The following is a 26,540-nucleotide window of genomic DNA, read 5'->3' as shown; positions in this document are numbered from 1 at the left end:
AGCACAAGGACCGCGCCATGCCCGTAGCGTTGATCACCGGTTGTTCCAGCGGCATCGGCCGCGCCCTGGCAGAAAAGTTCAAGGCTGCCGGTTACACCGTGCTCGCCACCGCCCGCAAGGCCGAGGACGTCGCCACTCTGCAGGCCGCCGGCTTCACCGCAGTGCAGCTGGACGTGAATGACGGCCCGGCCCTGGGCGCCCTGAGCGAAGAGATCAACCAGCAGTACGGCGGCCTCGATGTGCTGATCAACAACGCCGGCTACGGTGCCATGGGCCCACTGCTGGACGGTGGCGTGCAAGCCATGCAGCGCCAGTTCGAAACCAATGTGTTCTCGGTGGTCGGGGTAACCCGGGCGATGTTCCCGGTGCTGCGCCGCAGCCGTGGCTTGGTGGTGAATATCGGCAGTGTGTCCGGGGTGCTGGTCACGCCCTTTGCCGGCGCCTATTGCGCATCAAAAGCTGCGGTGCACGCCTTGAGCGATGCCCTGCGCATGGAGCTGGCGCCGTTCGGTATCCGGGTTATGGAAGTGCAGCCCGGGGCCATCGCTTCGAGCTTCGCCAAGAACGCCGGGCATGAGGCCGAGCAACTGCTCAACGAACAATCGCCCTGGTGGCCGTTGCGCGACGGCATCCGCGCCCGGGCCAAGGCCTCCCAGGACAAGCCCACACCGGCCAGCGAGTTTGCCACCGGCTTGCTCAAGGCCGTGCAGCAGGACAAGCCGCCGCGCCTGGTGCGTCTGGGCAATGGCAGCCGTGCCTTGCCTCTGCTGGCCAACCTTTTGCCTAAGGGTTTGCTGGAGAAGGGACTGATGAAGCGTTTTGGCCTGAGCGCCAAGCTCTGACCCCCACGCATGCAAGCCAGCTCGGGTGTACCGCGTGCCTCCCGTAGGAGCCGGCTTGCCGGCGAAGAGGCCCTTGAGTCTTGCATCGCCTGGGCCAACGCCTTCGCTGGCAAGCCAGCTCCTACAACAGTCAGATAGACCGTGCAGCTCTCCGTAGGAGCCGGCTTGCCGGCGAAGAGACCCTTGAGTCTTGCATCGTCTGGGCCGACGCCTTCGCTGGCAAGCCAGCTCCTACAGTGGTGGCCCTGCGCGCCTTTGTTCATTCGCCGATCAGGGATCTGCCCCATTGAAATGTCGTAGTGCACTGCCGTTGATCCTGTTCGCCTTGCTGCTGGGCTGCGATGCCTCGTCACCGGACGAGAAACTGAACCGAACCTTGCCCGACCTGAGCCTCGAACAGACCCTGCCCAAGGTCGAGGCCAACCCCTACTGCACGCCGGACATGGACAGCGAATTGCTGCTCGGCCTCGGTATGCGACTGATCGATGAGGACGAGGTGCTGTATGGCCCAGCCCGTACCTTGATGGCGAGCAAGGAAATAGACATGGCCCGCAGTTGCCTGATCATGGCGGCCCCCCGCTCCACCTCCAGCCTGTGCATCCTGGGCAAGATTGTCGGCTCCCGGCAACGCGACTATGACAAAAGCGAAGCCTTCAACTACGCCGCCTACGCCGCGAAGAAGAATGAGTCCTGCGCGGAAGCTGGCCTGTACGACATCTACAACGTCGGCAAGTTGGACCAGCCGCCGAACAAGGAATTGGCCATGGCCTGGCTGGAACGCGCCGCCCGCCACGGCGACCAGGACTCGCAACAGGAGATGGTACGTAGCAGCGAACAGGACAATCTCCCGCAGGCCTACGCCTGGGCCCGTACCCTGGATGACGCCCAAACGCTCGACGCGCTGAAACGCAAGATGAGCCCTCAGCAGATGGCCGAAGGCGAGCAGCACTACACCCGGCTACTCAGCCAACTCACCCCCAAAAAGGATATTGAGCAGGCCCTGCGCCAGGACCTCATCGCCCTGGGCACGGGGGATCTGTACTACAGCTACCCGGAGGTGTTCGCGGGCATGTCGCCTGCGCAACGGCATGCTTTCGTGGCCCAGTTGGTGGACATGCAGGAGCTCTACCCGAAATTCCACACACGTGGCCAACTGGTGTCCTACGCCTTGATCTCGCGCCTGGTGCAAAGCACCGGACCTGCCGTGGACCTGTGGCAGAACCCAGCGCTGCAGGCCTTGCTGGTGGACGATGACCTGAGCGTGGAAGACACCGTAGCCAAGGCCAAGGCCATCCTGGCCAAGCGCAAACCATAACCGGAGCGCCTGACGCTACTGGGTTTTCAGCCGCGGCCCAACAGCTGCTGCGGTTTCGGTTGTACGCCCTCTCAATCCCAGTAGAATGCGCGACCTTGAGCCCCCGGGCTCATGCAGCATGGAATCGCTGGCGTCGACACCCAAGCACGGAATGGCTAACGCTCCACCCTCTCCCGTCCTGTCCCTGCCTGATTTCATGCGCGTCTTTTTCATTCGCCGATCAGGGAATATCCATTGAAATTGTTCAACGCGCTGCCACTGGCATTGGCTGCCTTGCTGGCGGCCTGCGCCTCCACGGCTCCGGAAAACACCGAACCGAAAGTCCCCGAACTGAATGACACCTTGCCCAAGCTGACCCTGGAAAGCGTCTTGCCCAAGGTCACTGCCAACGAATACTGCAACCCGGCCATGGAGGCTGATCTGCTGTACGGCATCGGTTACAAGCTGAACGAGATCGAGGACTACAAGAACGCCAAGGGCTGCTTCGCCATGGCCGCGCCGCACTACACCCGGGCCTTCTGCTACCTGTCCACCACCACCGACCAGGAAACCGACAAGCCCAAGGCCGAGCGCGACCGCGAGTCCTTCAACTACATCGCCTACTCGGCCTCGCAGAACGACTGGTGCGCCGAGTACGGCATGTACGCCACCTACTGGTTCGGCGACAAGGACATTCCCAAGGACCGGGACCTGGCGGTGCGCTGGCTGGAGCGCTCGGCGTTGCACGGCAACCCGGAGCCGCAGCAGAGCCTGGCCGACGCCGCCGAAGAATCCGGCGACCTGGTGAAGGCCTATGCCTGGCTGAAGATCATCGACAACACCGAAGACACCAGCCAGCTGGATGCCTTGAAAGGCAAGATGAGCCCGGAGCAACTGGCCGAAGGCGAACAGCGCTTTGCCGACCTCAAGAAGCGCGTGACCAGCAAGCAGGTGATGTACGACGAGGCACGGGATGAGGAAGTGGCGATTTTCTCCGCCGAGATCCATTTCGATCTCCCCGACCTGTTCCAGGGCATGACCACGGCCGAGCGCCAGGCCTTTGTCAAAGCGGCCATTGCCAAGGCCCGGGACAGCGGCCAGTTCAAGCTGCACTACGCGGTGACCCAGTACATCATCGTCTCGCGGCTGGCCCAGCAGCGTTACCCCGGTGTCGACGTGCTGCAGAACCCGAAGCTGGTGGCCACCATCAACCACGTTGACGACGGCCTGGAAGCGGCGGCGAAGAAGTCCCTGGCGATCATGCAGAAAAGCTACAAATAACCGCGCCCCACTGCCGTAGGAGCCGGCTTGCCGGCGAAGAGGCCCGCAAGTCTTGCATCGCCTGAGCCGGCGCCTTCGCTGGCAAGCCAGCTCCTACAGCCGTCAGATAGACCGTGCAGCTCCCTGTAGGAGCCGGCTTGCCGGCGAAGAGGCCCGCAAGTCTTGCATCGCCTGGGTCGACGCTTTCGCTGGCAAGCCAGCTCCTACAGCAGTCAGATAGACCGTGCAGCTCCCCGTAGGAGCCGGCTTGCCGGCGAAGAGGCCCTTGAGTCTTGCATCGCCTGGGCTGGCGCCTTCGCTGGCAAGCCAGCTCCTACAGCAGTTAGATAGACCGTGCAGTTCCCTGTAGGAGCCGGCTTGCCGGCGAAGAGGCCCTTGAGTCTTGCATCGCCTGGGCTGGCGCCTTCGCTGGCAAGCCAGCTCCTACACGTGCCAGATCGCGCCTATTGAGGCTCTTGGTTGACGACGACGGTGCAGGTGATGCCGGCCGCCAGCAGTACGCCGTCCGGCACTTCGTCGATGTGGATGCGCACCGGTACGCGCTGGGCCAGGCGCACCCAGTTGAAGGTCGGGTTGACGTCGGCGATCAGTTCGCGGCTCTCCGGGTTGTCGCGGTCGTAGATGCCCCGGGAAATGCTTTCCACGTGGCCCTTGAGCACTTCGCCGCTCATCAGTTGCATGTCGGCCTTATCGCCCACGCGCACGTGGGGCAGCTTGGTTTCTTCGAAGAAGCCGTAGACCCAGAACGAGTTCATGTCGACCACCGCCATCTTCGCCTCGCCAATGCGTGCGTAGTCGCCGCGGTGCACGTTGAGGTTGGTGACGTAGCCATCCACCGCCGCCCGCACCTGGGTGCGCGCAAGGTTGAGTTCCGCCGCTTCCAGCTGGGCCTGGGCGTGCTGGTAGTCGGCCAGGGCCGAGTCGGCGATGTTGCCGGCGTCGTCGCGGTTTTCCTTGGAGATCACCAGGTTGTCCATGTCGGCGCGGCGCCGGGCGTTGACCTTGCGCATTTCCCAGGTGGCCTTTTTCGACGCCACCAGGGACTGCGCCTGCTTGACCGCGATCTGGTAGTGCTCGGGGTCGATCTGCATCAGCAGATCGCCCTTGCGCACCAGTTGGTTGTCCTTGACCGGCACGTCCACCACTTCGCCGGTGACGTCGGCGGCGACGTTGATGATGTCCGCGCGCACCCGGCCGTCACGGGTCCAGGGGGTGTACATGTAGTGCTCCCACAGGGTGCGGCCGATCCACAGGGCCAGGGCCAGCACGAGCAGGGTGGCGAGCAGGCTGAAAAACTTTTTCATCGCGGGGGTCTCAACGGTAGACAGTGAGCGCCATGGCGCCGAACAGACAGCAGAACAGGCTCAGGCGCAGCAGCGCCGGGTGCCAGAAGAAGCGATACAGGTCGTAGCCGGAAATGAACCGGTCCAGGGCCCAGGCCAGGGCCGCGGCGATGAAGAACATCAGGGTCATGGTGGGCATGTAAACGCCGTGGAAGGCGATTTCACGAGGCATGTTCAAGTCCTTGGGGTGCAGGCAGCGCCGGCTTGGCCACGGCATAGGCCGCCAGCGGCGATTGCGGGTCGAGCAGTGAGGTACGGATGAAGTGCAGGTAGCTCTTGACCCGGCGCAGGGCCGAGGTGTCGAAGTGCGGGGCGAAGGGCTCGTCGGTGGCCTGGACCCGGCTGATGGCGTGGTCCACGGCGATCAGCCCGCGCTCCAGGTTGCTCTGGCTCGGTTGCAGGAACAGCCGCACCAGAGAGCGGCCCATGACCCGAATCGCCTGGCGCCAGGGCTGGGATTCGGCATAGGCCGGGTGCACCGGGAGAATCGCCTGTTCCTTGCGCAGCTCGATGATGGCGTGGCCGACTTCCAGCACCACGAACATCCAGCGCAGCAGTTCGCTCTGCACCTTCGGCTGGCCCACCGCCAGGCCATAGGCCTGGTGCAGCAGGTCGCGGGTGCGGCTCTCGAAGCTTGAGGCCAGGCCCTTGAGCTTGCCGCTGATGGCGTATACCACCTGGCCGCGCAGGTCCTGCTCCAGCCGCCGCCACAGCCAGCGGCTGTTGGGCGGCAAAATGATCGCCCCGGCCGCGGCGCAGACCAGCATGCCCATGACCATGGCGATGTAGTCGTTGATGAAGGTGTAGGGGTTGTAGATGGTCAGGTTGTCCGGCACCGAACCGGTGCTGAAGAAGATCAGCAGGCCCAGGCCGACCCCGGCGTACTTGGGCCGCGAGGCGAGGAATGAACCGAGCACGATCACCGGCGCCAGCATCAGGCACAGCAGCGGGAAGCCGTCGATCCAGGGGAACACGAAGAACATTTCGACGAAGCCCACCAGGGCGCCGATGAAAGTCCCGCAGGCCATCTGGAACGCCATGCGCTTGGGGTTCGGCGTGGCCGCCGACAGGCCGATGGTGGCGGCGGCGATCAGGGTCATGGTGGCGCCACTGGGCCAGGCGGTGGCCACCCAGTAGCTGCCCAGCACCACCAGCACGAAGGCCGCGCGGATGCCCGAGGCGGCGCAGGCCAGCCAGTTGGTCTGCGGGGTGTAGGGCTCGTCCCAGCGCTCGCGTTCGTGGCTGTGGTCGGCCAGGGAGGCGTGGGTCTGGGCGTAGCTGTGCATCTCGTCGACGAAGCGGTAGAGCAGCTCGTAGGCAGTGTGAAAATCCAGCTGCTCGGCGTCGCTCGGGCCACTCTCCTGGAAGGCCGCCCGCAAGCTGCGCACCCGCGCCGGCAGCTCGGCCTTGTAGGCCGCCAGGGCCGTGGCCAGGCGCGCGGCGTCGGGGCTGGTCAGGGCGCGGCCGGAGAAGCCGTCGAGCAGTTCCGCCAGGTCCTGCAGGCCGGGCTTGATGGCCGCCACCACGTGATCGGTGCCGCTGCTGCGCAGGCGTTCAAGCAACTGGTGCAAGGCGTTGAAGCGCGTGGTGATGCCCATGAACTCGCTGTTCAGGCGGCTCAGGCGGCCGTTGCGTCGACGCATGTGCGGGTCTTCGAACACGGTGACGCTGCGCAGCCCTTCCAGGCCCACGGCTTCGGCAATGAAGCGCACGTTGCTGGTTTCGAAGCTGTCGCGCTGGCTGCGCCCGCGCAGGCCGTCGGTGACGAACAGGGCGAACACCCCGAAGCGCTGGTACAGGGCGTTGCGCATGGCGGCGCTGGCGGTTTGCGGCAGGATCGCGGCGCTGACCAGGGTCGAGCAGAGAATCCCCAGGGAAATCTCCAGCACCCGCCACACCGCCGCCATGAAAGCGCCTTCCGGGTGGGCCAGGGCCGGCAGGCCGACCATGGCCGCGGTGTAGCCGGCGAGGACGAAACCGTAGGCGCGAAAGTTGCGGTAGCGCGCGGCACCGGCCGAACAGATGCCGACCCAGATCGCCAGGGAACCGAGGAACAGCTCGGTGTTCTGGGCGAACAGGGCGATCAGCGCCACCATCACCGCCGAGCCGGCCAGGGTGCCGAGAAAGCGGTAGAAGCTCTTGGCGAACACCTGGCCGCTCTGCGGTTGCATGACGATGAACACGGTGATCATCGCGGTGCGCGGTTGCGGCAATTCCAGGCGCATGGCCAGCCACAGGGTGAGGAACGCGGCGGCCAGGACCTTGAAGATATAAACCCAGGTCACGCCGTCGCTGCGCGCCCAGTCGAAGAAACCCCGGCGCCATTCAAGGGAGTACAGCCAGCGCAAAGGGGCGGGCAAGGAAGTCATGGGAGCCTGCTTCAGTGGTCGAACACGGCCAGGGCCGCGGGAGTCTTGGGTGCCTCAAGGCGGTCTTGCGTGGGGACGTCGCGGCCGGCTTCAAGCCCGCCGCCCAGGGCCGTCACCAGGTCCGCCTGGACCGTCAGGCGCGCGGCCTGTACCTGCTGCTGGATCTGCTGCTGATGGAACAGCAGGCTCTGGGCGTTGAGCACGTTCAGGTAGTCGGTCAGGCCGCGCTGGAAGGCCACGGTGGCGATGTCGTAGGTCTTCTGCGCAGCGGCCACCGACTCGGCGGCAAAGGCTTGCTGCTTGTCCATGGACTCGCGGTGGATCAGCTGGTCGGAAATGCTTTTCAGCGCCTCCACCAGGGTCTGGTTGTACCGGGCCACAGCCAGGTCGTAGCCGGCCGCGGCTTCACCCAGCTGCGAGCGCAGGCGCCCGCCATCGAAGATCGGCAGGCTGATGGCCGGGCCGACGTTGTAGTTGAGCTTCTTGCCGGTGAGGAACTCCAGGGCCCCGCCACCGGTGGCCATGAACCCGATGCTGCCCACCAGGTCGACGTTGGGGTAGAAGCCAGCGTGGGCCACATCGATGCCGCGAGCCTGGGCCGCCACTTGCCAGCGGCTGGCGACCACGTCCGGGCGCTGCCCCAGCAGTTCGGCGGGCAGGGCCGAGGGCAGTTTCAGCGCCGCGCCCAGGGACAGCGTCGGCCGCTGCAACTGCGCGCCCTCCCCCGGGCCCTTGCCGGCCAGGGCCGCCAATTGGTTGCGGGTCAGGGCGATTTCTTCGTCCAGGGCGTCCAGCTGGCGATGGGTTTCCGGCAGCGGTGCCTCGGCCTGGCTGACCTCGAAATGGGTGCCGAGGCCGCCGTCCAGGCGCCGTTGCGCCAGTTCGAGAATCTGTTGCTGTTGCTTCAAGGTAGCCTGGACCACGTCGCGCTGGGCGAAGTGCAGGGACAGCTGGATATAGCTGCGCACCACATTGTTCACCAGTTCCAGCTGCGCTTGGCGGGCTTCGGCCACGCTCATGTGGGCCAGGTCCACGGCGCGCTCGGTGCTGTTGCTTTCCCGGCCCCAGAGGTCCAGGGCATAGCTCATGCCCAGGGCGGCGTTGTTGTCCCAGGTGGTGCTGTTGGACAGGGCGCCGGGGCCGTAGAACTGATCGGTGGGCCAGTTGTGGCGCTTGAGAGTGGCGTCGCCCTTGATCTGCAGCGACTCGGCCGACTCGGCAATGCCGGCCAGGGCCTTGGCCTGGCGGACCCGGGCGGCGGCCATGGCCAGGCTCGGGCTGCCCTGCACGGCGAGGGTGATCCAGCGGTCCAGCTGCGGGTCGCCATAGGCCTGCCACCACTGGGCACTGGGCCAGTGGGCGTCCTGCGCGGCGCTCTGGATCGCCTCGTCGGTGGCCAATGTATTAGCGGGAAGTGTCTTGCCCTGTGGGGCAATGCCTCCGGTTCCGATGCAGCCGCTGATTGCTAACGATAAAGTCCAAACACTGAGGGTCTTGAACCCTCTGCTGATGCGACGCGGCACTGCTGCGAATTCCTGAGATCGGGGGGAGAAGTACATCTCTCTTAGGCACCCGCTGGCCGGCGTTCCAGACACCGCGATGGGCCTGGAGGCGCTTCACCGGCAAGCCGGGTCCTATAGATCGGCGCAATTCTAGGGTGGGCTCCGGTCGGCGATAAGGTGGGATTCCTGTGAATCTTTGTTACCGTAAACGCGATAATCCCTTGGTCGCCTATCCAAGCCCCCGTAACTTCGTGTCACAATTTGCCATCTCCCCTGAGAGCACCCCATGGACACCTTGCAAAACATGCGCGCGTTCTGTTGTGTTGCCGAAGCCGGCAGCTTCACGGCCGCCGCGGTACAGCTGGACACCACCACCGCCAACGTCTCGCGCGCCGTCTCCAACCTCGAGGCGCACCTGCAAACCCGTCTGCTCAACCGCACCACCCGACGCATCGCATTGACCGAGGCCGGCAAGCGCTACCTGCTGCGCTGCGAGCAGATCCTGGCCTACGTCGAAGAAGCCGAGGCCGAGGCCAGCGACGCCCACGCCCGCCCCGCCGGGCAGCTGAAAGTGCACACCATGACCGGCATCGGCCAGCACTTCGTGATCGACGCCATCGCCCGCTACCGCAAGACCCACCCGGACGTGACCTTCGACCTGACCCTGGCCAACCGCGTACCGGACCTGCTGGACGAGGGCTACGACGTGTCCATCGTGCTCGCCAGCGAACTGCCGGATTCGGGGTTCGTCTCCCAGCGTCTGGGCATCACCTACAGCATCGTCTGCGCCTCGCCGGCCTACGTGAAAGCCAACGGCTGCGCGCACAAGCCCAGCGACCTGCTGAACCACGCCTGCCTGCGCCTGGTGAGCCCGGTGATTCCCCTGGAGAAATGGACCTTCGACGGCCCGGAAGGCCAGGAGATGGTCACCATCAACAGTTCGCCGTTCCTGGTGAACTCTGCCGACGCCATGAAGACCGCGATCATCAGTGGCATGGGGGTTGGCGTGCTGCCGGTGTACGCCGCCATCGAGGGCCTGCGCAACGGCACCCTGGTGCGGATGATGCCCCAGTACCGCTCCCAGGAACTGAACCTGTACGCCATCTACCCGTCGCGCCAGTACCTGGATGCCAAGATCAAGACCTGGGTCGAGTACCTGCGCGGCTCCCTGCCGGAAATCCTCGCGGCGCACCAGGCGGAACTGGCGGCCTACGAGCTGAGCAGCAGCCTGACCGGCGCCCGCCTGGCCAATTGAGCCGAGGGGCGGCCTCGCCAACCGCCCCTGTAGGAGCCGGCTTGCCGGCGAGGCGAAGAGACCCGCAAGACGTGCATCGCCCCGACCGACGCCTTCGCTGGCAAGCCAGCTCCTACACAAGCCAGCTCCTACGAGGCGACACGCTTGCGCCCTCCGTCCTCCTGCCCCCTCCCGTAGGAGCCGGCTTGCCGGCGAAGAGGCCCGCAAGACGTGCATCGCCCCGACCGACGCCTTCGCTGGCAAGCCAGCTCCTACACAAGCCAGCGCCTACGAGGTGAAGCGCTTGCGCCCTCCGTCCTGCTGCCCCCTCCCGTAGGAGCCGGCTTGCCGGCGAAGAGGCCCTCAAGACGTGCATCGCCCCGGCCGACGCCTTCGCTGGCAAGCCAGCTCCTACACAAGCCAGCGCCGACGAGGTGACGCGCTTGCGCCCTCCGTCCTCCAGCCCCCTCCCGTAGGAGCCGGCTCGCCGGCGAAGAGGCCCGCAAGACGTGCATCGCCCCGGCCGACGCCTTCGCTGGCAAGCCAGCTCCTACACAAGCCAGCGCCTACACAAGCCAGTGCCTGTGCGGCCTGAGCCGGCACCCTTTGGCAGCGGCGGCAAAAATGTTAGCTTGCTTGGCATTCTCCCCGCCTGACGAGCCTTCACGCGATGAAAAAGACTGTACTTGCCTTCAGCCGCATCACCCCCGAGATGACCGAACGCCTGCAACAGGACTTCGAGGTCATCGTCCCCAACCCCAAGCACGGGGATATCGCCGCCCAATTCAACGAAGCCCTGCCCCAGGCCCATGGCCTGATCGGCGTCGGCCGCAAGCTGGGCCGCGCGCAGCTGGAAAACGCCACGCAGCTGGAAGTGGTGTCGAGCATCTCGGTGGGCTACGACAACTATGACCTGGAATATTTCAACCAGCGCGGGCTGATGCTCACCAACACCCCGGACGTGCTCACCGAAAGCACCGCCGACCTGGCTTTCGCCCTGATCATGAGCAGCGCCCGCCGGGTCGCCGAGCTGGACGCCTGGACCAAGGCCGGGCACTGGCAGGCCAGCGTCGGCCCGGCGCTGTTCGGCTGCGATGTGCACGGCAAGACCCTGGGGATCGTCGGCATGGGCAATATCGGCGCCGCCGTGGCCCGCCGTGGGCGCCTGGGTTTCGGCATGCCGATCCTCTACAGCGGCAACAGCCGCAAGAGCGCCCTGGAACAGGAACTGGGGGCACAGTTTTGCAGCCTCGACCAGTTGCTGGCGCAAGCGGATTTCGTCTGCCTGGTGGTGCCATTGAGCGACAAGACCCGGCACCTGATCAGCCACCGCGAACTGGCGCTGATGAAACCCAGTGCGATACTGGTGAATATTTCCCGGGGCCCGGTGGTGGATGAGCCGGCGCTGATCGCAGCCTTGCAGAAGGGCCAGATCCGTGGCGCCGGCCTGGATGTCTACGAGAAGGAGCCGCTGGCCGAATCGCCGCTGTTCCAATTGTCCAACGCTGTGACCCTGCCCCATGTCGGCTCGGCCACCACCGAGACCCGCGACGCCATGGCCGAGCGCGCCATGAGCAACCTGCGCAGCGCCCTGCTGGGCCAGCGCCCCCAGGACCTGGTCAACCCGCAGGTGTGGAAACCCCAGTAGCAGCCGGCAAACGATACCCCCGGCCCAGCACTGGCCCGCTTCGCACCCACAACCGCATATAGGCGCAGCCGGCGGGCGATGAACGAAAACCCGCGCCACCAGTCAGATGGCCAAGCCCGCTTGGCCAACCTGCAGGCGGCGGCGATGCCTGGCAGCGGCCAATGCATCTCCGCCAGCGCAGCCCTCAAGGCAATGCCCGCAGGCTGGCCACTCCACCAAAGAGACCCTGCATGAAGTTGAAATACCTACTCCTGGCCCCAGCGTTCTTCCTCGCGGCCTGCGATCAGCAATCGCCAGCACAGGCGACCAGCCCCACGGCCAAGTCGCCGCTGGTGGTGGCCCTGGAGTCCATGGGCAGCCACTTCCAGCAAGAACCCAGCAACGTGATGGTGAATCAGAAAGTCACCGGCGAATCCCCGACCGAGGCAGTGGTTGAGATCGAGGAGTCAGGGTTGCTGGATGACTCGGTGTTCGCGCAAAAGACAATATTCAATCTGTCCATCGAGAACGAGCGCTGGACCGTGACCGACAAGACGACCCAGGTGAAATGCTACCCGGGCCGGGGCCATCAGGACTATGGGTCCGATCCTTGCCAGTAACGCGCCCACCGCGGTGATCGCCAACCCGCCGGCGGCAACAGGCCGGCGTGGAGAATCAGGCCAGCTTCCCGGGAATTGCCGCCAAGGCCCTGGGTTTGCGAAACACCAGCACGTTGCCCAGCATCACCAGTACCAGCCCGGCCAGTGCCGGCGCCGTCCACTGGTAGCCCTCGACGAACGCCGAGACGTTCAGCGCCACCACCGGGAACAGCACGGTGCAGTAGGCCGCCCGCTCCGGTCCCATGCGCCCCACCAGGGTCAGGTAGGCGGTGAAGCCGATCACCGAGCCCGGAATCACCAGGTACAGCAGCGAGCCGACGTAGCGCGTGTTCCACTCCATCTCGAATGGAATGCCCTGGAACAGGCAGTAGATCGACAGCATCGCCGCGCCATAGGCCATGCCCCAGGCGTTGGTGGTCATGGGGCGCAGCCCGGCCTTCTGCTGCAGGCTGGAGAGCAGGTTGCCCGCCGAGAAACACAAGGTGCCAAGCAGTGCCAGCCCCAGGCCAAGCAAGGTTTGCGGGCTGGCGCTGTGGCCCACCAGCTCCGGCCAGAACAACAGGCCCAGGCCCAACAGCCCCAGGGCCCCGCCCATCAGCACATTGCGCGCGATCCTCTGGCCGAAGAACACCCGGGCATTCAGCGCGTTCCACAGGGTCGCGGTGGAAAACACCACCGCCACCAGGCCGCTGGGAATCCACTGGCTGGCGTGCAGGAAGCACATGAAATTGATGCAGAACAGGCACAGGCCCTGGGCCAGGCAGATCAGGTGCCCGCGCCGGTTCATCACCTGCAGCTTGCGACCGAGCAACAGGATGAGGAACAGCACCAGCGCCGCCAGGCCGAAGCGATAGACGATGGACACCGGAATCGCCACCACCCCCAGTTGCAGTTTCAGGGCGATCCAGGTGGTGCCCCAGATCAGCACGGTGAGCAGATACAGCGATAGGTTCATGGCGCGACTCCTCTATAAGGAACACAGTTTCCAGCGCCCCCCTTGCCCGCGCTTGCATAAACTTGCGCTTTTTATCGGTGCCGGGCTGGCAGCGCGGGTGCTACGGAGTAGGATGCAAAACACCGGCAACCGCACCCATGTTGACGCCCCACCATGCCCGCACTGGATACCCTGCAAGTCTTCCAAGCCCTCAACCGCTCGCCCAATGCTCGCCTGGAGCACAGCGCCGAGCTCGGTGACGGCTTGTCCGCAGCCTTGTGGAGCAACCATCACGACGCCCAGGAATATGAGGCGCCCAGCCACCACACCCTGTCCTGCTACCTGGCCGGCGGCACCGGCACCTTTCGCCGCGACCAGCCGGGCAGCAAGGGTGGCCCGGGCAAGCTGTGCATCCTGCCCGCCGAGCACCAGTCGGCCTGGGTGATCAACGGCGATATTCGCCTGGCCCATCTGTACTTCAGCCCGGAACAGTTCGCCCTGGGTTGCGTCACCCTGCTGGATCGCGAGCCCCGGGAACTGCAACTGCGCGAAAGCACCTTTCTCGACGACCCCGAGCAGACCCGGCGCTTTGCCCAATTGGTCCGCCTGAACTGGGACGAACCCGGCGAACGCCTGCTGACCAGCAGCCTGGCCCACGAGATGCTCAGCCATGCCCTGCTCCATCAGGTGGGCCTGCGCCAGGGGGCCCGGCTCAAGGGTGGCTTGGCCGCGCACCAGCGGCGGCTGTTGGTGGACTACATCGACTGCCAGTTGGAAGCGCCCCTGAGCCTGGGCCAACTGGCGGGGTTGTGCGCACTGTCGGAATACCACTTCGCGCGCATGTTCCGCGCCAGCTTCGGCCTGCCGCCCCACCAATATGTACTGGCCCGGCGCCTGAGCCGGGCCCGTGACCTGCTGCGCACCACTGCCCAGCCCCTGGGCGAGATTGCACTGGCCTGCGGTTTTGCCAGTGCCAGCCACTTCAACAATCGCTTCCGCCAGGCCCTGGGGGGCACGCCGGGAGACTACCGCCTGGCGTTCCTGCGCTGAGGTCAGGGTTGCCGAAAACCCGCCTCTGCATGCCCCCTTCCTTATGCCACCCGCCCTTACACGCCTGAATCAGTAAGCGGTTCAAGTTTCTTACTTAAAAAAGATAATTCTTACAAACAAATTAAAACCCTCTTACATACATCTTTCAAAAAGAGCACTTCCCCACAAGCTCTTATATGACAACCAAGATCACAAGAAGGTAATTATTCTTAAATTTCATTTATCACTTCATTCATGGAGTTGATGGTTCTTGTTTAACCCCAGGCTCAACTTAGTCTTTAGGCCTTGAGCGCCAGGGATTACACAAAGACTCAAGGTGCAAGCCGTCTGGCCCTCATTAACTGAAGCAGCCGAAAAATCCATACCCACAGTAATCAACCCAAACTTTAACCCCAACAAGACAACCCGATATTCGCTTATAGGCTTTAAAAAACCTGCAATAACTCAGCTGTTAATCGCCTTACTCCAAAACAACAAAAACAGAGGACGATGAAATGCTTTCACGAAGTTGGCCACGGCAATGGGTCAGACACTTGCCGGTGCTGTGTGCCTCGATGCTGGCCATTCCGGTAAACGCCAAACTGCTTGACGACAGCAGCGCACGCCTGGACCTGCGCAACTATTACTTCAATCGGGACTATCGCGAAGGCACGGCGCCCACCCGCGAAGAATGGGCGCAAGGTTTCCTCTTGCGCCTGGACTCGGGGTTCACCGAAGGCAGCGTCGCTGTCGGTGCCGACGCCATCGGCATGCTCGGGATCAAGCTGGATTCCGCTCCTGGTCGAACCGGCACCGGGCTGTTGAAGGTGGCACGCAATGGCCGGGCAGAGGATGACTATTCGAAACTGGCCCTGGCCGGGAAGCTCAAGACCAGCAAGACCCTGTTCAAGCTTGGCGAGCTGGTGCCGCCGGTACTGCCGACGCTGAGGCCCAATGACGGCCGCCTGTTTCCGCAAATTTTCCAGGGCGGGCTGCTGACTTCCAATGAAATCGACAACCTGGAGGTTACCGCCGGGCGTCTGAGCCGGGTCCTGCAGCGCAACGCCACGCAATACACGCCGCTGACCCTGAGCCCCTTGAACCGGCGCTTTCAGGGCCTGGGGGCAACGGCTGAACACTTCGACATGGCGGGCGTCGACTATCGATTCCACAAGCAATGGCTGGCTCGCGCACATGTCGCCCAACTGGAGGATATCTACCGCCAGCAGGTCTTCACCCTGGCCAACAAGAGCCCCTGGGGCGCGGGGACGTTCAGCAGCGATCTGCGCTTGAGCCTGATGAACGACTACGGCAATGCCAAAGGCGGCAAGATCGACAACCGCGCCCTGCAGGGGTTGCTCGGGTACGCCTATCAAGGCCACAGCCTTGGCGTGAGCTATCAGCGAATGTTGGGAGACACCGGCTATGCCAACATCCTGGGTGCCGATGCCAACCTGATCAACTTATCCGTACTGGGTGACTTCGCCAATGCAAAGGAGCGTTCCTGGGCACTTCGTTATGGCTATGACTTCGTCAACCTGGGTTTTCCGGGCCTGAGTCTCAACAGCCGTTATATATCCGGCAGCCATGCCGAAATTATCGGCACCCAAAAAATTGGCAAGTCATGGGAGTTGGATAATGAATTGCGCTATGTCGTGCAACAAGGCCCGCTGAAGAATTTAAGTGTACGCCTGCGCAGCGCACTCTATCGCTCCAACTACGCCAAGAACTTCATTCGCGACACTGACGATACACGACTGATGTTCAACTACACCTGGAACATCAAGTAACCGGGCAACTGGAAGCATCATAAAAAATAAAACACTTAGAGGTGATATCCACATGCAACGTCTACTATCGAAAAGTTTGGCCAGCCTATTGTTTTTAAGCCTGATCAACCCAGTCGAAGCCAAACAAACCGCTCAGCCGCAAAGCATCCCGGAGTTCCGACCGGGGTACTTGATCGGTTATCTGGAACAGCAGGACCTGCCCAACAGCCTGGCGCTGTTACCCCCACCGCCTGCGGTGGGGACTCCAGCCTTCGCCCTGGACCAGAGCATGGCTGAAAAAAGCCAGGCCTTGCGTGGCAGCAAGCGCTGGGAGTTGGCCATCATTGATGCCAACCTGAAGTTCCCCGCCGCCGCAGAGACGTTTTCCTGTGCGCTGAATGCGCCGATCAGCGAACAGCAAACACCCGCGCTGTACAGAGTCTTGCGGCGCACCCTGGCCGATGCCGGGCTGGCCACTTCAAGCGCAAAGAAGCGCTACCAGCGCACCCGGCCCTTCGTCTACAACCAGCAGCCCAGTTGCACCCCGGAAGATGAGGCCAAGCTGGCCGCAGATGGTTCCTACCCGTCGGGCCACAGTGCAATCGGCTGGGCCTGGGCGCTGCTGTTGAGCGAACTGGCCCCCGAGTACGGCAACGCACTGTGGGCCCGTGGCCGGGCCTATTCGGAAAGCCGCATGGTGTGCAACGTGCATTGGTACAGCGATATCCATGAAGGCCGTGAGATCGGCGCGACCACCGTGGCACGCTTGCACGCCGACCCGACCTTCCAGGCCGATTTCGCCCTGGCCCGGCAAGAGCTGCTGGCCATTCGCGCCAAGGGCCTGAGCGCCAGCGGCGACTGTGCGGCGCAAGCGCAAGCCCTGGCACTTGGCGCCGACTAGGGCGCCAGGGTCAGGACCTTGAAGGTATTGGCATGAAACAGCGGGTCCGGCTTGGGTTCGGCCGGGCTCGCCGCCGGCTGGGTGAAGTCCATCGCCGCCAGATAGACCCGCTGGCGGCGCGGGTCGAACGCCATGTTGTAAGCCATGGGCTGGGTGCTGACGGTGCCCAGGGCCTGGTAGCGGTCGGCATCGAGCTGGGCGATGACGCTGAGGTTGGCGTCCACCCCGCTGGCAATCAGCACGCGCCGGGCCTGCGGGTCGTAGGCCAGGGCGTTGACGTCCCGGGTGATCGGCAGGCTGGCTTTCAGCGCGCCGTTGTCGCGATCCAGCACCAGCAGCACTGGCCGTTCACCACGGCAAGCGACGAACAACCGCCCCCGCTGTTCATCCTGGGCCAGGGCGCTGGGCCGCTGGCAGTCGGGATACTGCCAGCGATCCAGGACCTTGAAGCTGCTGGAGGACAGCCGCGCCAGCGTTCCCTCATCGCGCATCGGCAAGAAGAAACTGCCATCGCCCTTGAGCAACAAGGGGTCGATCTTCTTCACCGCCAGCTCGTGGGCGGCGGTAATCCGCTCTTCTTTGGGATCGAAGACGAACAGGGTCGAACGATCGGCCCGACGCCCGCTGACGATGATCACCTGCCCCGTGCGCGGTTCATACACCGCGCTGTTGAGGTTGCTCTGGGTCACGGCGATGCGCTTGAGCAGCTTGAGTGTGGATAACTCCACCAGCCCCAGGCTGCCGTCGGTGTTGAGCACCAACATCCGGTCCAGCTCCGGGACGAACACCACGCCATTGGCGCCCTCCGAATGCTCGATGGTCCGCAGCGGGCGCTGCTTGTCCACGTCGAACACGCTCAGGCTGTTTTCCCGCCGCGCCAGGAACAGATAGGGCCGGGTCGGGTCCAGGGCGATGAAGCCCCAACTGCTGCCGGAACCCGGCAACTGCACTTGCTGCTCGCGATGGTAGAGGCGTTCATCTACGGGCGCGGCCGCCTGGGCCACGCCGCAGAACGCCAGGAGTACACCCAGGGTCAAGGCTCTCATCAGAACTCCAGGGTGCTGGACAGCGACACTTGGCGAGCATCCCCCAGGGACACGAAGTACTTGCTCACCGAGGAGGTGTAGTAGGTCTTGTCGAACAGGTTCTTCACGTTGAGCTGGAACTTGACCTTCTGCCCTTCGAGCTTGGTGTCGTAAGTGGCGAAGGCGTCGGCCACTGTGTAGCCCGGCAGGTCGAAGCTGTTGGGCGCGTCCCCGGCGCGCTCGCCGACATAACGGGCACCGGCGCCGACCCGCAGGCGGTCGCCGCCCATCAGGCTGCCGAAGTCGTAGACCGCCGACAGCGAGCCGGTGTTCTTGGCCACGTTCTGCAGTTGCTTGCCCTTGTACTGAGTGTCCTTGGTCACTTCGGCGTCGGTGTAGGCGTAGCTGCCGATCAGGCTCCACTGGTCGGTGAGCTGGCCGGTCAGGTCCAGCTCCAGGCCCTGGGAATGCACTTCACCGGCCACGCTGGTGACGGTCTCGGAAGCCGTGGCGGTGGTCACCAGCACGTTGCGCTTGGTGATGTCGAACAGCGCCGCGCTGGCGGTGATGCGCCCTGGCATGTCGAGCTTGGCTCCCAGCTCCCAGGACTTGGCTTCTTCCGGTGCGATGGAACCGTCCAGCACCACGCTGCCGCCGGCCAGCTGGGCGATGCTGGAGTTGGGTTTGAACGATTCGGTGTAGCTGCCGTAGAACGACAGTTGGTCGGTGTAGCGGTACACCAGGCCGGCGCGGGGCACGAACTTCTGCCCGTTGCTATCGGTGTTGGCGTGGAACGGCCGGCCCTTGCCGGCGTACTGGTCGTATTCCTGGAAGCGCCCGCCGGCCACCAGGATCCACTGGTCGGTGAGGTGGATGGCGTCCTGGAAGAACAGCGAATCACTGCGCAGCAGGTCGGTCTGGTCGCTGTCCGGGGCGCTGACGTTGGTCCCGGCCACTTGCTGGCCATACACCGGGTTGCGGTAGTTGAAGCTGGTGTTCTTGCCGCGGATCAGGTCGGCGCGGTAGATCTTGCGGTACTCGTCATCCAGGCCGAACACCAGGTCGTGCTGCATGCCGCCCAGTTGCACCTTGCCTTCCAGGCTGACGGTGGCGTAGCGGTCGGTGGTCAGGGCATTCTGGGTGCCGTCCATGGTCCGGGTCAGGGTGCCGTTGGCATTCACCGCCGTCAGGCGCACCTGGCTGGCGTCGTAGGTTTCACGGTTCCAGCTGTAGCCGAAGTGGGCCTTCCAGTCATCGCTGAGTTCATGATCGACCTCGAAGCGATACAGGTCCGAGCGCCCTTCCATGTTGTTGAACGGTTCGTCCAGGCGCCGGGTAGCCGGGATGTCCAGCGGGTGGTTGGTCTTGGGATCGATGGCCGTGCCACGGTCGAACGGGGTCAGGAACTCGCGGTGCTCATAGGCCAGCAGCACCTTGGTGCGCTCGCCGTACCAGGCCAGGGACGGCGCCACCAGGGATTCGCGGTGGGTGCCGAAGTTGCGCCAGTAGTCTTCGTCTTCATGGTCGACGATCAGCCGGTAGGCCAGCCCGGAATCCCCCAGCGGCCCGGTGGTGTCCAGGGCGCCGCCGCTGCCGTTCTTGCCCGAGCCGTAGGTCGAGCCGCGCACGGTCAGGGCCGTGGACTGCTGCAACTCGGGCTTCTTGCTGACGATGTTGATCACCCCGCCCGGGTCCTGGATGCCATACAGCAGGGACGACGGGCCCTTGATCACTTCCACCCGCTCGGCTGTGGCGTTCAGGGAGCGGCCCTGCACCACCGGCATGCTGTCGCGCATGATCGAGCCGTTGCGGTTGTCGCCGAAGCCGCGCAGCAGCACGGCGTCCTGGGTGCCGCCCAGGGTGTTGGTCTGGGTGATGCCGCTGACGTTCTTCAGGGCGTCGTCCAGGTTGCGCGGGGTCTGGTCGCGCAGCACCTGGGCCGGGATCACGTTGATGATCTGCGGGATTTCCTGGTTCAGCGCCTGGGAACGTGCCACCGAGGTGGTGGCCGGCGGCTGGTAGCTGGTGTTCTCGTTGGGCCCCTGGGTGGTGATGCTGGTGGTGCCCAGGCTCAAGCCGCCATTTTTTGGCAAGGCTTCGAGGATCAGGGTGTGATCGTCGCTGCGCCGGTAGGTGAAACCGGAGTTGCCCAGCAGGCGTTGCAGGGCCTGCTCGGCACTGAACTGGCCACTGAGCGCCGGCGCCTTGAGGCTGTAGGGCGCCTCGTCGGTGTAGACCACGCTGATCCCGGTGACCCGGGTGAAGTCGCTGAGGGCCTGGGGCAGCGGCTTGGCCGCGATGGCGAAGTTGAACATTGCGCTGTGCTGTTCAGCGCCGGCCTGGGCCGCCACTGCCACGCCCTGGGGCAGCAGAGCCCACCCCGAAACCGCCAGCGCCGAGGCGCCGAACCACCGTTTTACCGAACCGTTTGCCGCCGATTGTGCCCTGGACTTCATGCTGGAGACTCGTGTGTAGAAACGCCGTTGATGCGAATGAATCGCACTTTCAAGCACTACACGGATGTCGACCGGGATGACCTCACCTGTTTTTTGAAAATATTTTCATTTTCTCTGGGCCCAGGGCTGGCCGGCGGGTGGCAATCGCTGTTTCAGGCCGTGCAGCGCCCCAAAAAGGGCGCGGCGCGCTGCAGGTTTTTGAGGTTGGCAATCGAGGTCAGGGCCGCCCAGGCGCGCTCAGCGGGATGGCGGCGGGCGCAACGGCCTCGCCGCCTTTCCCGCAAGATCAGTTGACCCGCTGGATGCGCCCGGCACTGGTGCCGGAACCCACTGGCTTGCCTTGCTGGTCCATGTCCTTGAGGTAGTGGAGCATCGCGTCCAGATCGGAAACCCCCAGGTCGCTGCGGTTGCTGCCGCTCTTGAACAGGCTGAAGCGATCACCGCCGTCAGCCAGGAAGCCGTTCATCACCAGGCGGTAAGTGCCTGCGGGCTGCAGCGGCTGGCCGTTCAGGCGCACGCTGCCCGGCACCACCCGGCTGTCCAGCGGACGCCGGTCATCCCAGCGATAGCTGAAGCCCTGGGACACCTGGAGGATGTTGGCATCCTCCGCGCCCTTCCACTGCTGGTTGAGCACCTGCTCGATCTGCCGACCGCTGAGGTCGAAGGCGATCAGGTTGTTGTTGAAAGGTTGCAGGGTCGCCAGCTGTCCGTAGTTGACCTGGGTCTGCCCCGGCTCCAGGGCCAGGTCGCTGCGGATCCCGCCGTTGTTCATGAAGGCGATCTGCGCGCCATTGGCCCGGCCGCCGGCCAGGTGCGCATCGGCGATCAGGTCGCCCAGGGGCGTTTCCCCCGCGGCATCGGTGCGCCGGGCAATCGGCGACGCGGCAATCCGCCCGACCGGCTTGAGCAGCACCTGGTTGCTGCGGGCCTCGACTTCCTGCTGCAACCGGGCCAGGGCCGGCTCCTGTGGATAACGGGCCGGATCGGCCACCAGGTTGACCGCCTGGATGCTCGCCACCCGGTGCTGGCCCGGGGTCACTTGCAGGGTCAGGTGGGTCAGCAGGTGGCCGTAGGAGTTGCCCTGGGTCACCAGCAACGGCCCGACCTTGCACAGGTAGCCCTGGTGCGAGTGGGCGCTGATCAGCACGTCCACCGCCGGGTCCAGGCGCTTGGCCACGTCGACGATATCACCGCCGAGTTGCGAGCAGTCGGGCTTGTCGAAGGGCTCCGGGGTCGCGCCGCCCTGGTGCACCACGGCCACGATGGCATTCACGCCCTGGGCATTGAGCTCGGGAATCAGCTGGTTGATGGAGTCGGCTTCATCCTTGACCTGCAAGCCGCGCATGCCCTTGGCGCTGACCACCGAGGCTACGTCCCGCAACACCGCGCCGACGAAGGCCACCTTGACCCCGCGCACCTCCTCGATGCGGTAGACCGGCAACAACGGCTTGCCGGTGTCGCTGTCGATCAGGTTGGCCGCCAGGTAGGGGAAGCCGCTGCCCGGGTAGTCCGGGCGGAACTGGCAGGCCTTGTCCGGCCGCGACGACTGGCAGCCGCCGTTGAGCTGGCGCAGGAACTCGGCCTTGCCGTTGTCCAGTTCGTGGTTGCCGATGGCGCTGAGCTTCATGCCCATCTGCCGCAGGGCGTCCAGGGTCGGTTCGTCGGCCCACATGGCCGACAGCGGTGGGCTGCCCCCTACCAGGTCACCGGCGCCGATGAACAACAGCTGCGGGTCCTGCTGGCGCAACTGGCCGAGCATGCCGCCCAGGGTGGCGATGCCGCCGGCCTGCAACTTACGTACGCCACCCGGGGCCTGGGGGTCCTTGTAGCTGAAGGGGTTGGCTTGCAGGTAGCCGTGCAGGTCGTTGATGGCGACGATGTTCACCGCCACCGGTTGCGGCGGCTGAGACAGCGAGCTGCAACCGGCCAGGGTGACCAGGGCCAGGGTCAGTGCCCCCAGCAGCCGCGGCATGGGACGAAGACGGGACATGGAAAAAATCCTTGGGAAGTCGACGAAAAAAAAGCCGCTGGCGCAGGCCTCGGTCAGTCGACGAAGGGCGCTGGGGAACAGCGCCGGCTTCGCCGTCGATCAAGGCCTGCAACAGCGGCAGCAGGTTAGACCATCAGGCAGGTTGCAGGCTGCCGTGGACCGTCTGTGGCGCTGGCGGAGCCTTCAGGGCGGTGCCCATGCCGGCGCGCAGCAGCAGGATCTTCAAGTGGTCGGTGATGCGCTCGACCCGATCCTGGAAGTGGTTGTGGAAGATCATGCTGCCCAGGGCGATGGCGATACCCAGGGCCGTGGCGTACAGCGCCGTGCCGATGCCCTTGGACACCTCGCCCGGGTCGGAAACACCGGTCTCGGCCAAGGCCTTGAAGGTGTCGATGATCCCCAGGATGGTCCCCAGCAGGCCCAGCAAGGGCGCCGCGGTGACCACGGTTTCCAGCAGCCACAGGCCATGCATCAGCTTGCTGCGGGTGGCGATGTAGATCGACTCGCTGAGGTCTTCCAGGTCCTTGTGGCTGGCCAGCCCCTGCTTGTGGGCGAACAGCTCGGCGACCATTTCCAGGGGCAGGCTGTTGCGCTCACGCAGCTCGGCGGGCAGGTCGTCGACGCTGTGCATCTTCGGGTTGAGCACGGTCTCCAGTTTCTTCGCCTGGCGCAGGCTGAAGCTGAAGTAGATGCCGCGCTCCACGGCGATGAAGGCGGCAATCGCGGCCGCGCCGTACATGGTGTAGAAGGTGATGTCGTGCAGCAGATTCATGTCCATCGTCATTTCCTCTTGTGCCTGAGTCGAATCAGAACGCCGCTTCCAGAGAGACCATCGCGGTGCGTTCTTCACCCACGTTGTAGTAGGCGGTGCTTGGCGCCAGGCCATTGGTCTTCACCGAGTTGAAAGACACGGTGCGGACCGACGCCAGGTATTCCTTGTCGAACACGTTGAGCATCGAGAAGCGCAGGGTCGCGGACTTCAGCACCTTCTTGTCCACCGGCAGGTGGATACCGGCGTTGAGGTCGAACACGGTGCGTCCGGAGATCTTCTCGTCGTTGGTCAGGTCGCCGTAGAAGGCGCCGACGTACTTGCCCACCACGTTGCCGTAGTAGCGCGAATCGTCGTAGCCCAGGCTCAGGTTGAACATGTTTTCCGGAACGTTGGTCAGTTGCTTGCCGGAAGTGGGCAGCAGCACGTTCTTGTTGGTCAGGTCATCCATCTGCTCGGACTTGGTGTAGGTGTACGAGGCGTAGTAGTTGAAGTCGTGCGGCAGCTTGCCGCTCCACTCCAGTTCCAGGCCGCGGTTCTTCACCTCGCCGACGTTGGCCACTACATAGTCGCCATTGAGGTCGGTGGTGGAGATCTGCCGGTCCTTGAAGGTGATGTAGAACAGGGTCGCGCTCAGGGCCATGTTCTCTTCGCTGTAGCGCCAGCCCAGTTCCTGGTTCCAGCTCAGCTCGGGTTTCAGGCTGATGGAGTCACCCTTGTTGTAGAGCACGTAGTTGGGTGGCGTGCGCATGTTGCGGGTGACGTTGTAGAACGCCTGGTTGTTCGGGTCGACCTGGTACTTGGCGTTGAAGCTCGGCAAAAACTCGTGGTACTTGGCGTCACGTTTTTCCGGCTTGTCGGTGAGGCTGCCCAGGTTGTTGCCGTCGCGCTCCACGTACTGGTACGCCAGGGCGCCGGTGAGGGTCAGGTCCGGGGTCGCCTGCCAGGTGTCCTGCACCCAGAGTTTCTGCGCCGGGGTCACCGTGTATTGATGACGGCCCTGGACCGTGGCGCCGTTGCGATCCACCAGTTGGTCGGAGCCGTTGTAGTCGCCCCAGACGTTTTCCGGTGCGCCGTTGCCTTTGATGCCGATGAAGGGCTGGGTCTGGCGCTGGCGAGCGCGCTCGTACCAGTAGCCGACGTCCAGGCTGTGTTCTTCGTTGAGGTCCCACTTGAGCTTGGTGGTCATGCCGGGACGCCAGGTCTCGGTCCACGATGGCCGGTAGTAGGTGCCGCTGGGCAGGCCACGGAGATCGTAGTTGCCGGCCTTGCTCGAAGTGCTGCTCAGGGTGGTGGCGGTCTGGCCGCTGAAGCTGCCGCCGTTGGACCACACGTAGTAGGGGTTGAAGGTCAGGCTCAAGTCATCGCGCAGTTGGAAGCGCTGGGTCACCGAGGCGGTCACGCTCTCGAAGGGGTTGCGATTGAGCTTGTAGGACTGGGACACGCTGCCGTTCTTGAACACGGTGCTTTCCGAGTAGTCCAGGCGCCGGCCCTGGGTCTGGAACTGCGATTTGCTGACGCTGTTGTAGTTGTAGTTTTCCTGCAGGTTGTATTTGACGATGGCGTTGGTGGAGTTGCCGTTGCCGTCTTCGAACAGGGTGTTCCACTCGATCTTGTCGGCGCGCAGGGTGCCCTTGCCTTTCCACTTGTCACCCTCGGTGTGAGAGGCCGAGACCCAGGTCTTGAAACCGCCCAGGTCGCCGGTGTTCAAACGGGCGAAGGACTTGCGCAGGTTGTTCGAACCCACCGACTGCTTGGCGAACACCCCGAAGTCCTTGGTCGGACGTACCGTCACCAGGCCGATGTTGCCGCCACTGGAACCAATGTGCGGACCGTCGGCTTCCGAGGAGCCTTGGGTGACGAAGACTTCGCTGAAGTTTTCCGGGTCGCCCATCAGGTTCGGATAGATGCTGTAGTCCCCCGAATCGTTGATCGGGAAACCGTCGGCCGAAAGCCCCACCTGGTCGGAGTTCATCCCGCGCATGGTGAAGTTGGTGCCACTCAGGCCCGAGGCGTCGGTGCTGGAGACGTTGATCCCCGGGGTGTACTTGAGCTTGTCCACGGCGTTGGCGGTGGGGGCCATCTGATCCATGGCTTCCTTGGTCACGGTGGAACGCCCTTTGGCGCTCTCTTCCTTGATCATGTGGCCATTGCCCAAGGTCTGTTTACCGGCCACGTTTACCGCACCAACGTCCACTGAATCGTCAGCCAGAACCAGTGGCGCAAAACTGCCCAGGCCCGATGCCAGAAGCAGGGCATAAAGTTTATTGATCTTCACGGGTCAATCCCTTGCTTACAACTTTCGTTAATAGGTGATGGGTTTATTCCACGTTGTAACTAAAGGTCGCGGTAAAACGTTGCTTGTTCTTGCCGGAGAACGCGTCCGAAGGAAACGGTGAAACTTTCTCCACGCGGCGCAAACTGGTTTGCGCGGCGCGATTGAGCAACATGTTCGGCGCCTTGTTTTCGATGCCACTGTCGAGCACGTTGCCGGCCCGATCGACTTCCAGCCAGATCACTACATCGCCCTGGGGACGTTGCAACGAGGCCTCGCGGCCGCTGGGGTATTGCTTGTGCTTTTCCAGTTCCTTGCGCAAAGCGGCGGTGTACAGGCTTTCCTTGATTGCACTGGCCGGGGCCGCGGGGGCCGGCGCCGGTGCAGGGGCCGGTGTTGCCACCGGCGGTTTCGGCGCCGTCGCCACGGCGGGCTGCGGCACCGGGACGCTCTTGGCCACCTCGACCGGAGCCGGCTTGGGTGGCTGGGGCTTGGCCACCAGCGGCTTGGGCACGGGCGGCTTGGGCTTGACCACCGGCTTGGGCTTGGGCGGCTCGATCACCAGCGGCTCTTCGTCCGGCACCAGCACTTCTGGCTCGGGCTCGACCGGCAGCGGTTCGGGCTCAGGCGGTGGCGGCTCGACCGCGGCCACCAGCTCGGCAGAGTCGATCAGCGCGATCTCCACCGTGCTCTCGTCATACACCGGCTTGATCTGCAGGCGTTGCAACTGACTGGCGTAGATGACCAATGCCAGTAAAACAGCCGGCAACAAGCACGCTACCCACTTGCGGGTTTTATATAAGGCAAACATGGCGTCAGGACTTGCGTGTAGCGATGGAGACGGAAGAGAAGCCATTGCCCTTGAGCAAATCCATCACCGATACCAGGCGCTTAACTTCAACGCCCTGGTCGCTGTTGATAATGATCACCAACTTCTCGCTGCCATCGTTGAGCACTTTGAGTTGTGCCAGCAGCGCACCTTCATCCAGGTCCTGGCCATCGAGTTGCAGGCGCTCTTGCAGGCCCAGGGTGATCACCGCCTTGTTTTGCGGCTTCAATTGCTGCGCGGTACTGGCCACCGGCAACTGCGTCTTGATCCCCACGGCGGGAATCACGTTGAGACTGATGAGTACGAAGAACACCAGGAGAAACATCATCACATCGATCATCGGGATGATTTCGATGTGGGCCTTCTTCTTTTTAGCGATATCCCAGCTGCGCATCGTCTTGCTCCCCTGCTTCAGCCTTCCCTCCCTTGTGAGAGCTGAATCACAACCCTC

Annotated in this window: 21 protein-coding genes; 9 read left to right on the top strand and 12 right to left on the bottom strand. The window is 64.0% G+C overall.

Annotated features, from left to right (window positions below):
- The first annotated feature begins 17 nt into the window (after positions 1 to 17).
- From ACZ5BO_RS06430 to ACZ5BO_RS06420, 3 genes are all read left to right on the top strand, one after another.
- Positions 18 to 842, top strand: coding sequence for an SDR family oxidoreductase (locus tag ACZ5BO_RS06430; protein WP_464698809.1), 825 nt, complete (start codon positions 18 to 20; stop codon positions 840 to 842).
- Positions 843 to 1,128: 286 nt separating this feature from the next.
- Positions 1,129 to 2,157, top strand: a complete 1,029-nt coding sequence (locus tag ACZ5BO_RS06425; RefSeq protein WP_464698807.1) for a sel1 repeat family protein — start codon at positions 1,129 to 1,131, stop codon at positions 2,155 to 2,157.
- A 234-nt stretch (positions 2,158 to 2,391) separates the two neighbouring features.
- Positions 2,392 to 3,417: an SEL1-like repeat protein gene (locus tag ACZ5BO_RS06420; RefSeq protein ID WP_464698805.1), complete on the top strand. Its 1,026-nt coding sequence runs from the start codon at positions 2,392 to 2,394 to the stop codon at positions 3,415 to 3,417.
- A 443-nt stretch (positions 3,418 to 3,860) separates the two neighbouring features.
- Here the strand turns inward: ACZ5BO_RS06420 and ACZ5BO_RS06415 are convergent, their stop codons facing one another.
- Genes ACZ5BO_RS06415 through ACZ5BO_RS06400 form a run of 4 tightly spaced genes read right to left on the bottom strand, consistent with a single transcriptional unit; the run spans position 3,861 to position 8,652 of the window.
- Positions 3,861 to 4,721, bottom strand: a complete 861-nt coding sequence (locus ACZ5BO_RS06415; RefSeq protein WP_464698803.1) for an efflux RND transporter periplasmic adaptor subunit — start codon at positions 4,719 to 4,721, stop codon at positions 3,861 to 3,863.
- Between the two features lie 10 nt (positions 4,722 to 4,731).
- Positions 4,732 to 4,932, bottom strand: coding sequence for a DUF1656 domain-containing protein (locus ACZ5BO_RS06410; RefSeq protein ID WP_007930063.1), 201 nt, complete (start codon positions 4,930 to 4,932; stop codon positions 4,732 to 4,734).
- Positions 4,922 to 7,129 (bottom strand): FUSC family protein, encoded by a 2,208-nt coding sequence (locus ACZ5BO_RS06405; protein WP_464698799.1) that lies wholly within the window; start codon positions 7,127 to 7,129, stop codon positions 4,922 to 4,924. Before ACZ5BO_RS06405 ends, ACZ5BO_RS06410 begins: the two co-directional genes overlap by 11 nt.
- An 11-nt stretch (positions 7,130 to 7,140) precedes the next feature.
- On the bottom strand, positions 7,141 to 8,652 hold the full coding sequence (locus tag ACZ5BO_RS06400) for an efflux transporter outer membrane subunit (RefSeq protein ID WP_464698797.1): 1,512 nt from the start codon (positions 8,650 to 8,652) through the stop codon (positions 7,141 to 7,143).
- A gap of 265 nt (positions 8,653 to 8,917) precedes the next feature.
- Here ACZ5BO_RS06400 and ACZ5BO_RS06395 point away from each other — a divergent pair, with 265 nt between their 5' ends.
- From ACZ5BO_RS06395 to ACZ5BO_RS06385, 3 genes are all read left to right on the top strand, one after another.
- Positions 8,918 to 9,886, top strand: coding sequence for a LysR family transcriptional regulator (locus ACZ5BO_RS06395; RefSeq protein ID WP_025131646.1), 969 nt, complete (start codon positions 8,918 to 8,920; stop codon positions 9,884 to 9,886).
- Between the two features lie 649 nt (positions 9,887 to 10,535).
- A complete protein-coding gene (locus ACZ5BO_RS06390; RefSeq protein ID WP_464698795.1) occupies positions 10,536 to 11,513 on the top strand; it encodes a 2-hydroxyacid dehydrogenase in 978 nt (325 codons plus the stop codon).
- A gap of 230 nt (positions 11,514 to 11,743) precedes the next feature.
- Positions 11,744 to 12,112: a hypothetical protein gene (locus tag ACZ5BO_RS06385; RefSeq protein WP_025131648.1), complete on the top strand. Its 369-nt coding sequence runs from the start codon at positions 11,744 to 11,746 to the stop codon at positions 12,110 to 12,112.
- A 55-nt stretch (positions 12,113 to 12,167) separates the two neighbouring features.
- On the opposite strand, the gene ACZ5BO_RS06380 is transcribed toward ACZ5BO_RS06385, so the two are convergent.
- On the bottom strand, positions 12,168 to 13,067 hold the full coding sequence (locus ACZ5BO_RS06380; protein ID WP_025131649.1) for a DMT family transporter: 900 nt from the start codon (positions 13,065 to 13,067) through the stop codon (positions 12,168 to 12,170).
- 153 nt (positions 13,068 to 13,220) lie between these two features.
- Between ACZ5BO_RS06380 and ACZ5BO_RS06375 the strand changes: the two genes are divergently transcribed.
- The 3 genes from ACZ5BO_RS06375 (at position 13,221) to ACZ5BO_RS06365 (ending at position 16,745) form a co-directional block, all read left to right on the top strand.
- Positions 13,221 to 14,096 (top strand): helix-turn-helix transcriptional regulator, encoded by an 876-nt coding sequence (locus ACZ5BO_RS06375; protein WP_025131650.1) that lies wholly within the window; start codon positions 13,221 to 13,223, stop codon positions 14,094 to 14,096.
- Positions 14,097 to 14,590: 494 nt separating this feature from the next.
- Positions 14,591 to 15,865 carry an OprD family porin gene (locus ACZ5BO_RS06370; protein WP_464698792.1) on the top strand — a complete coding sequence of 425 codons (1,275 nt, stop codon included), beginning with the start codon at positions 14,591 to 14,593 and terminating at the stop codon, positions 15,863 to 15,865.
- Positions 15,866 to 16,034: 169 nt separating this feature from the next.
- On the top strand, positions 16,035 to 16,745 hold the full coding sequence (locus ACZ5BO_RS06365; RefSeq protein ID WP_464698790.1) for an acid phosphatase: 711 nt from the start codon (positions 16,035 to 16,037) through the stop codon (positions 16,743 to 16,745).
- Here the strand turns inward: ACZ5BO_RS06365 and ACZ5BO_RS06360 are convergent.
- From ACZ5BO_RS06360 to ACZ5BO_RS06330, 7 genes are all read right to left on the bottom strand, one after another.
- Complete coding sequence (locus tag ACZ5BO_RS06360) at positions 16,742 to 17,791, bottom strand: hypothetical protein (protein WP_464698788.1); 1,050 nt, start codon at positions 17,789 to 17,791, stop codon at positions 16,742 to 16,744. The two genes, ACZ5BO_RS06365 and ACZ5BO_RS06360, sit on opposite strands and share 4 nt — an antisense overlap.
- The gene (locus tag ACZ5BO_RS06355; protein WP_464698786.1) at positions 17,791 to 20,226 is read right to left on the bottom strand and encodes a TonB-dependent siderophore receptor; all 2,436 of its coding nucleotides are present in this window, start codon (positions 20,224 to 20,226) and stop codon (positions 17,791 to 17,793) included. Before ACZ5BO_RS06355 ends, ACZ5BO_RS06360 begins: the two co-directional genes overlap by 1 nt.
- A gap of 286 nt (positions 20,227 to 20,512) precedes the next feature.
- A complete protein-coding gene (locus tag ACZ5BO_RS06350) occupies positions 20,513 to 22,216 on the bottom strand; it encodes a bifunctional metallophosphatase/5'-nucleotidase (RefSeq protein WP_464698784.1) in 1,704 nt (567 codons plus the stop codon).
- A 133-nt stretch (positions 22,217 to 22,349) separates the two neighbouring features.
- Positions 22,350 to 22,994, bottom strand: a complete 645-nt coding sequence (locus ACZ5BO_RS06345; RefSeq protein WP_464698782.1) for a MotA/TolQ/ExbB proton channel family protein — start codon at positions 22,992 to 22,994, stop codon at positions 22,350 to 22,352.
- 28 nt (positions 22,995 to 23,022) lie between these two features.
- Complete coding sequence (locus ACZ5BO_RS06340) at positions 23,023 to 25,263, bottom strand: TonB-dependent receptor family protein (RefSeq protein WP_464698780.1); 2,241 nt, start codon at positions 25,261 to 25,263, stop codon at positions 23,023 to 23,025.
- A gap of 43 nt (positions 25,264 to 25,306) precedes the next feature.
- Complete coding sequence (locus tag ACZ5BO_RS06335) at positions 25,307 to 26,071, bottom strand: energy transducer TonB family protein (RefSeq protein ID WP_025131659.1); 765 nt, start codon at positions 26,069 to 26,071, stop codon at positions 25,307 to 25,309.
- A gap of 4 nt (positions 26,072 to 26,075) precedes the next feature.
- Positions 26,076 to 26,483, bottom strand: a complete 408-nt coding sequence (locus ACZ5BO_RS06330; RefSeq protein WP_025131660.1) for an ExbD/TolR family protein — start codon at positions 26,481 to 26,483, stop codon at positions 26,076 to 26,078.
- Positions 26,484 to 26,540 lie beyond the last annotated feature (57 nt).

This window comes from Pseudomonas sp. FFPRI_1 (genome assembly GCF_055384485.1).
This window is presented reverse-complemented; position numbering and strand designations above follow the sequence as displayed.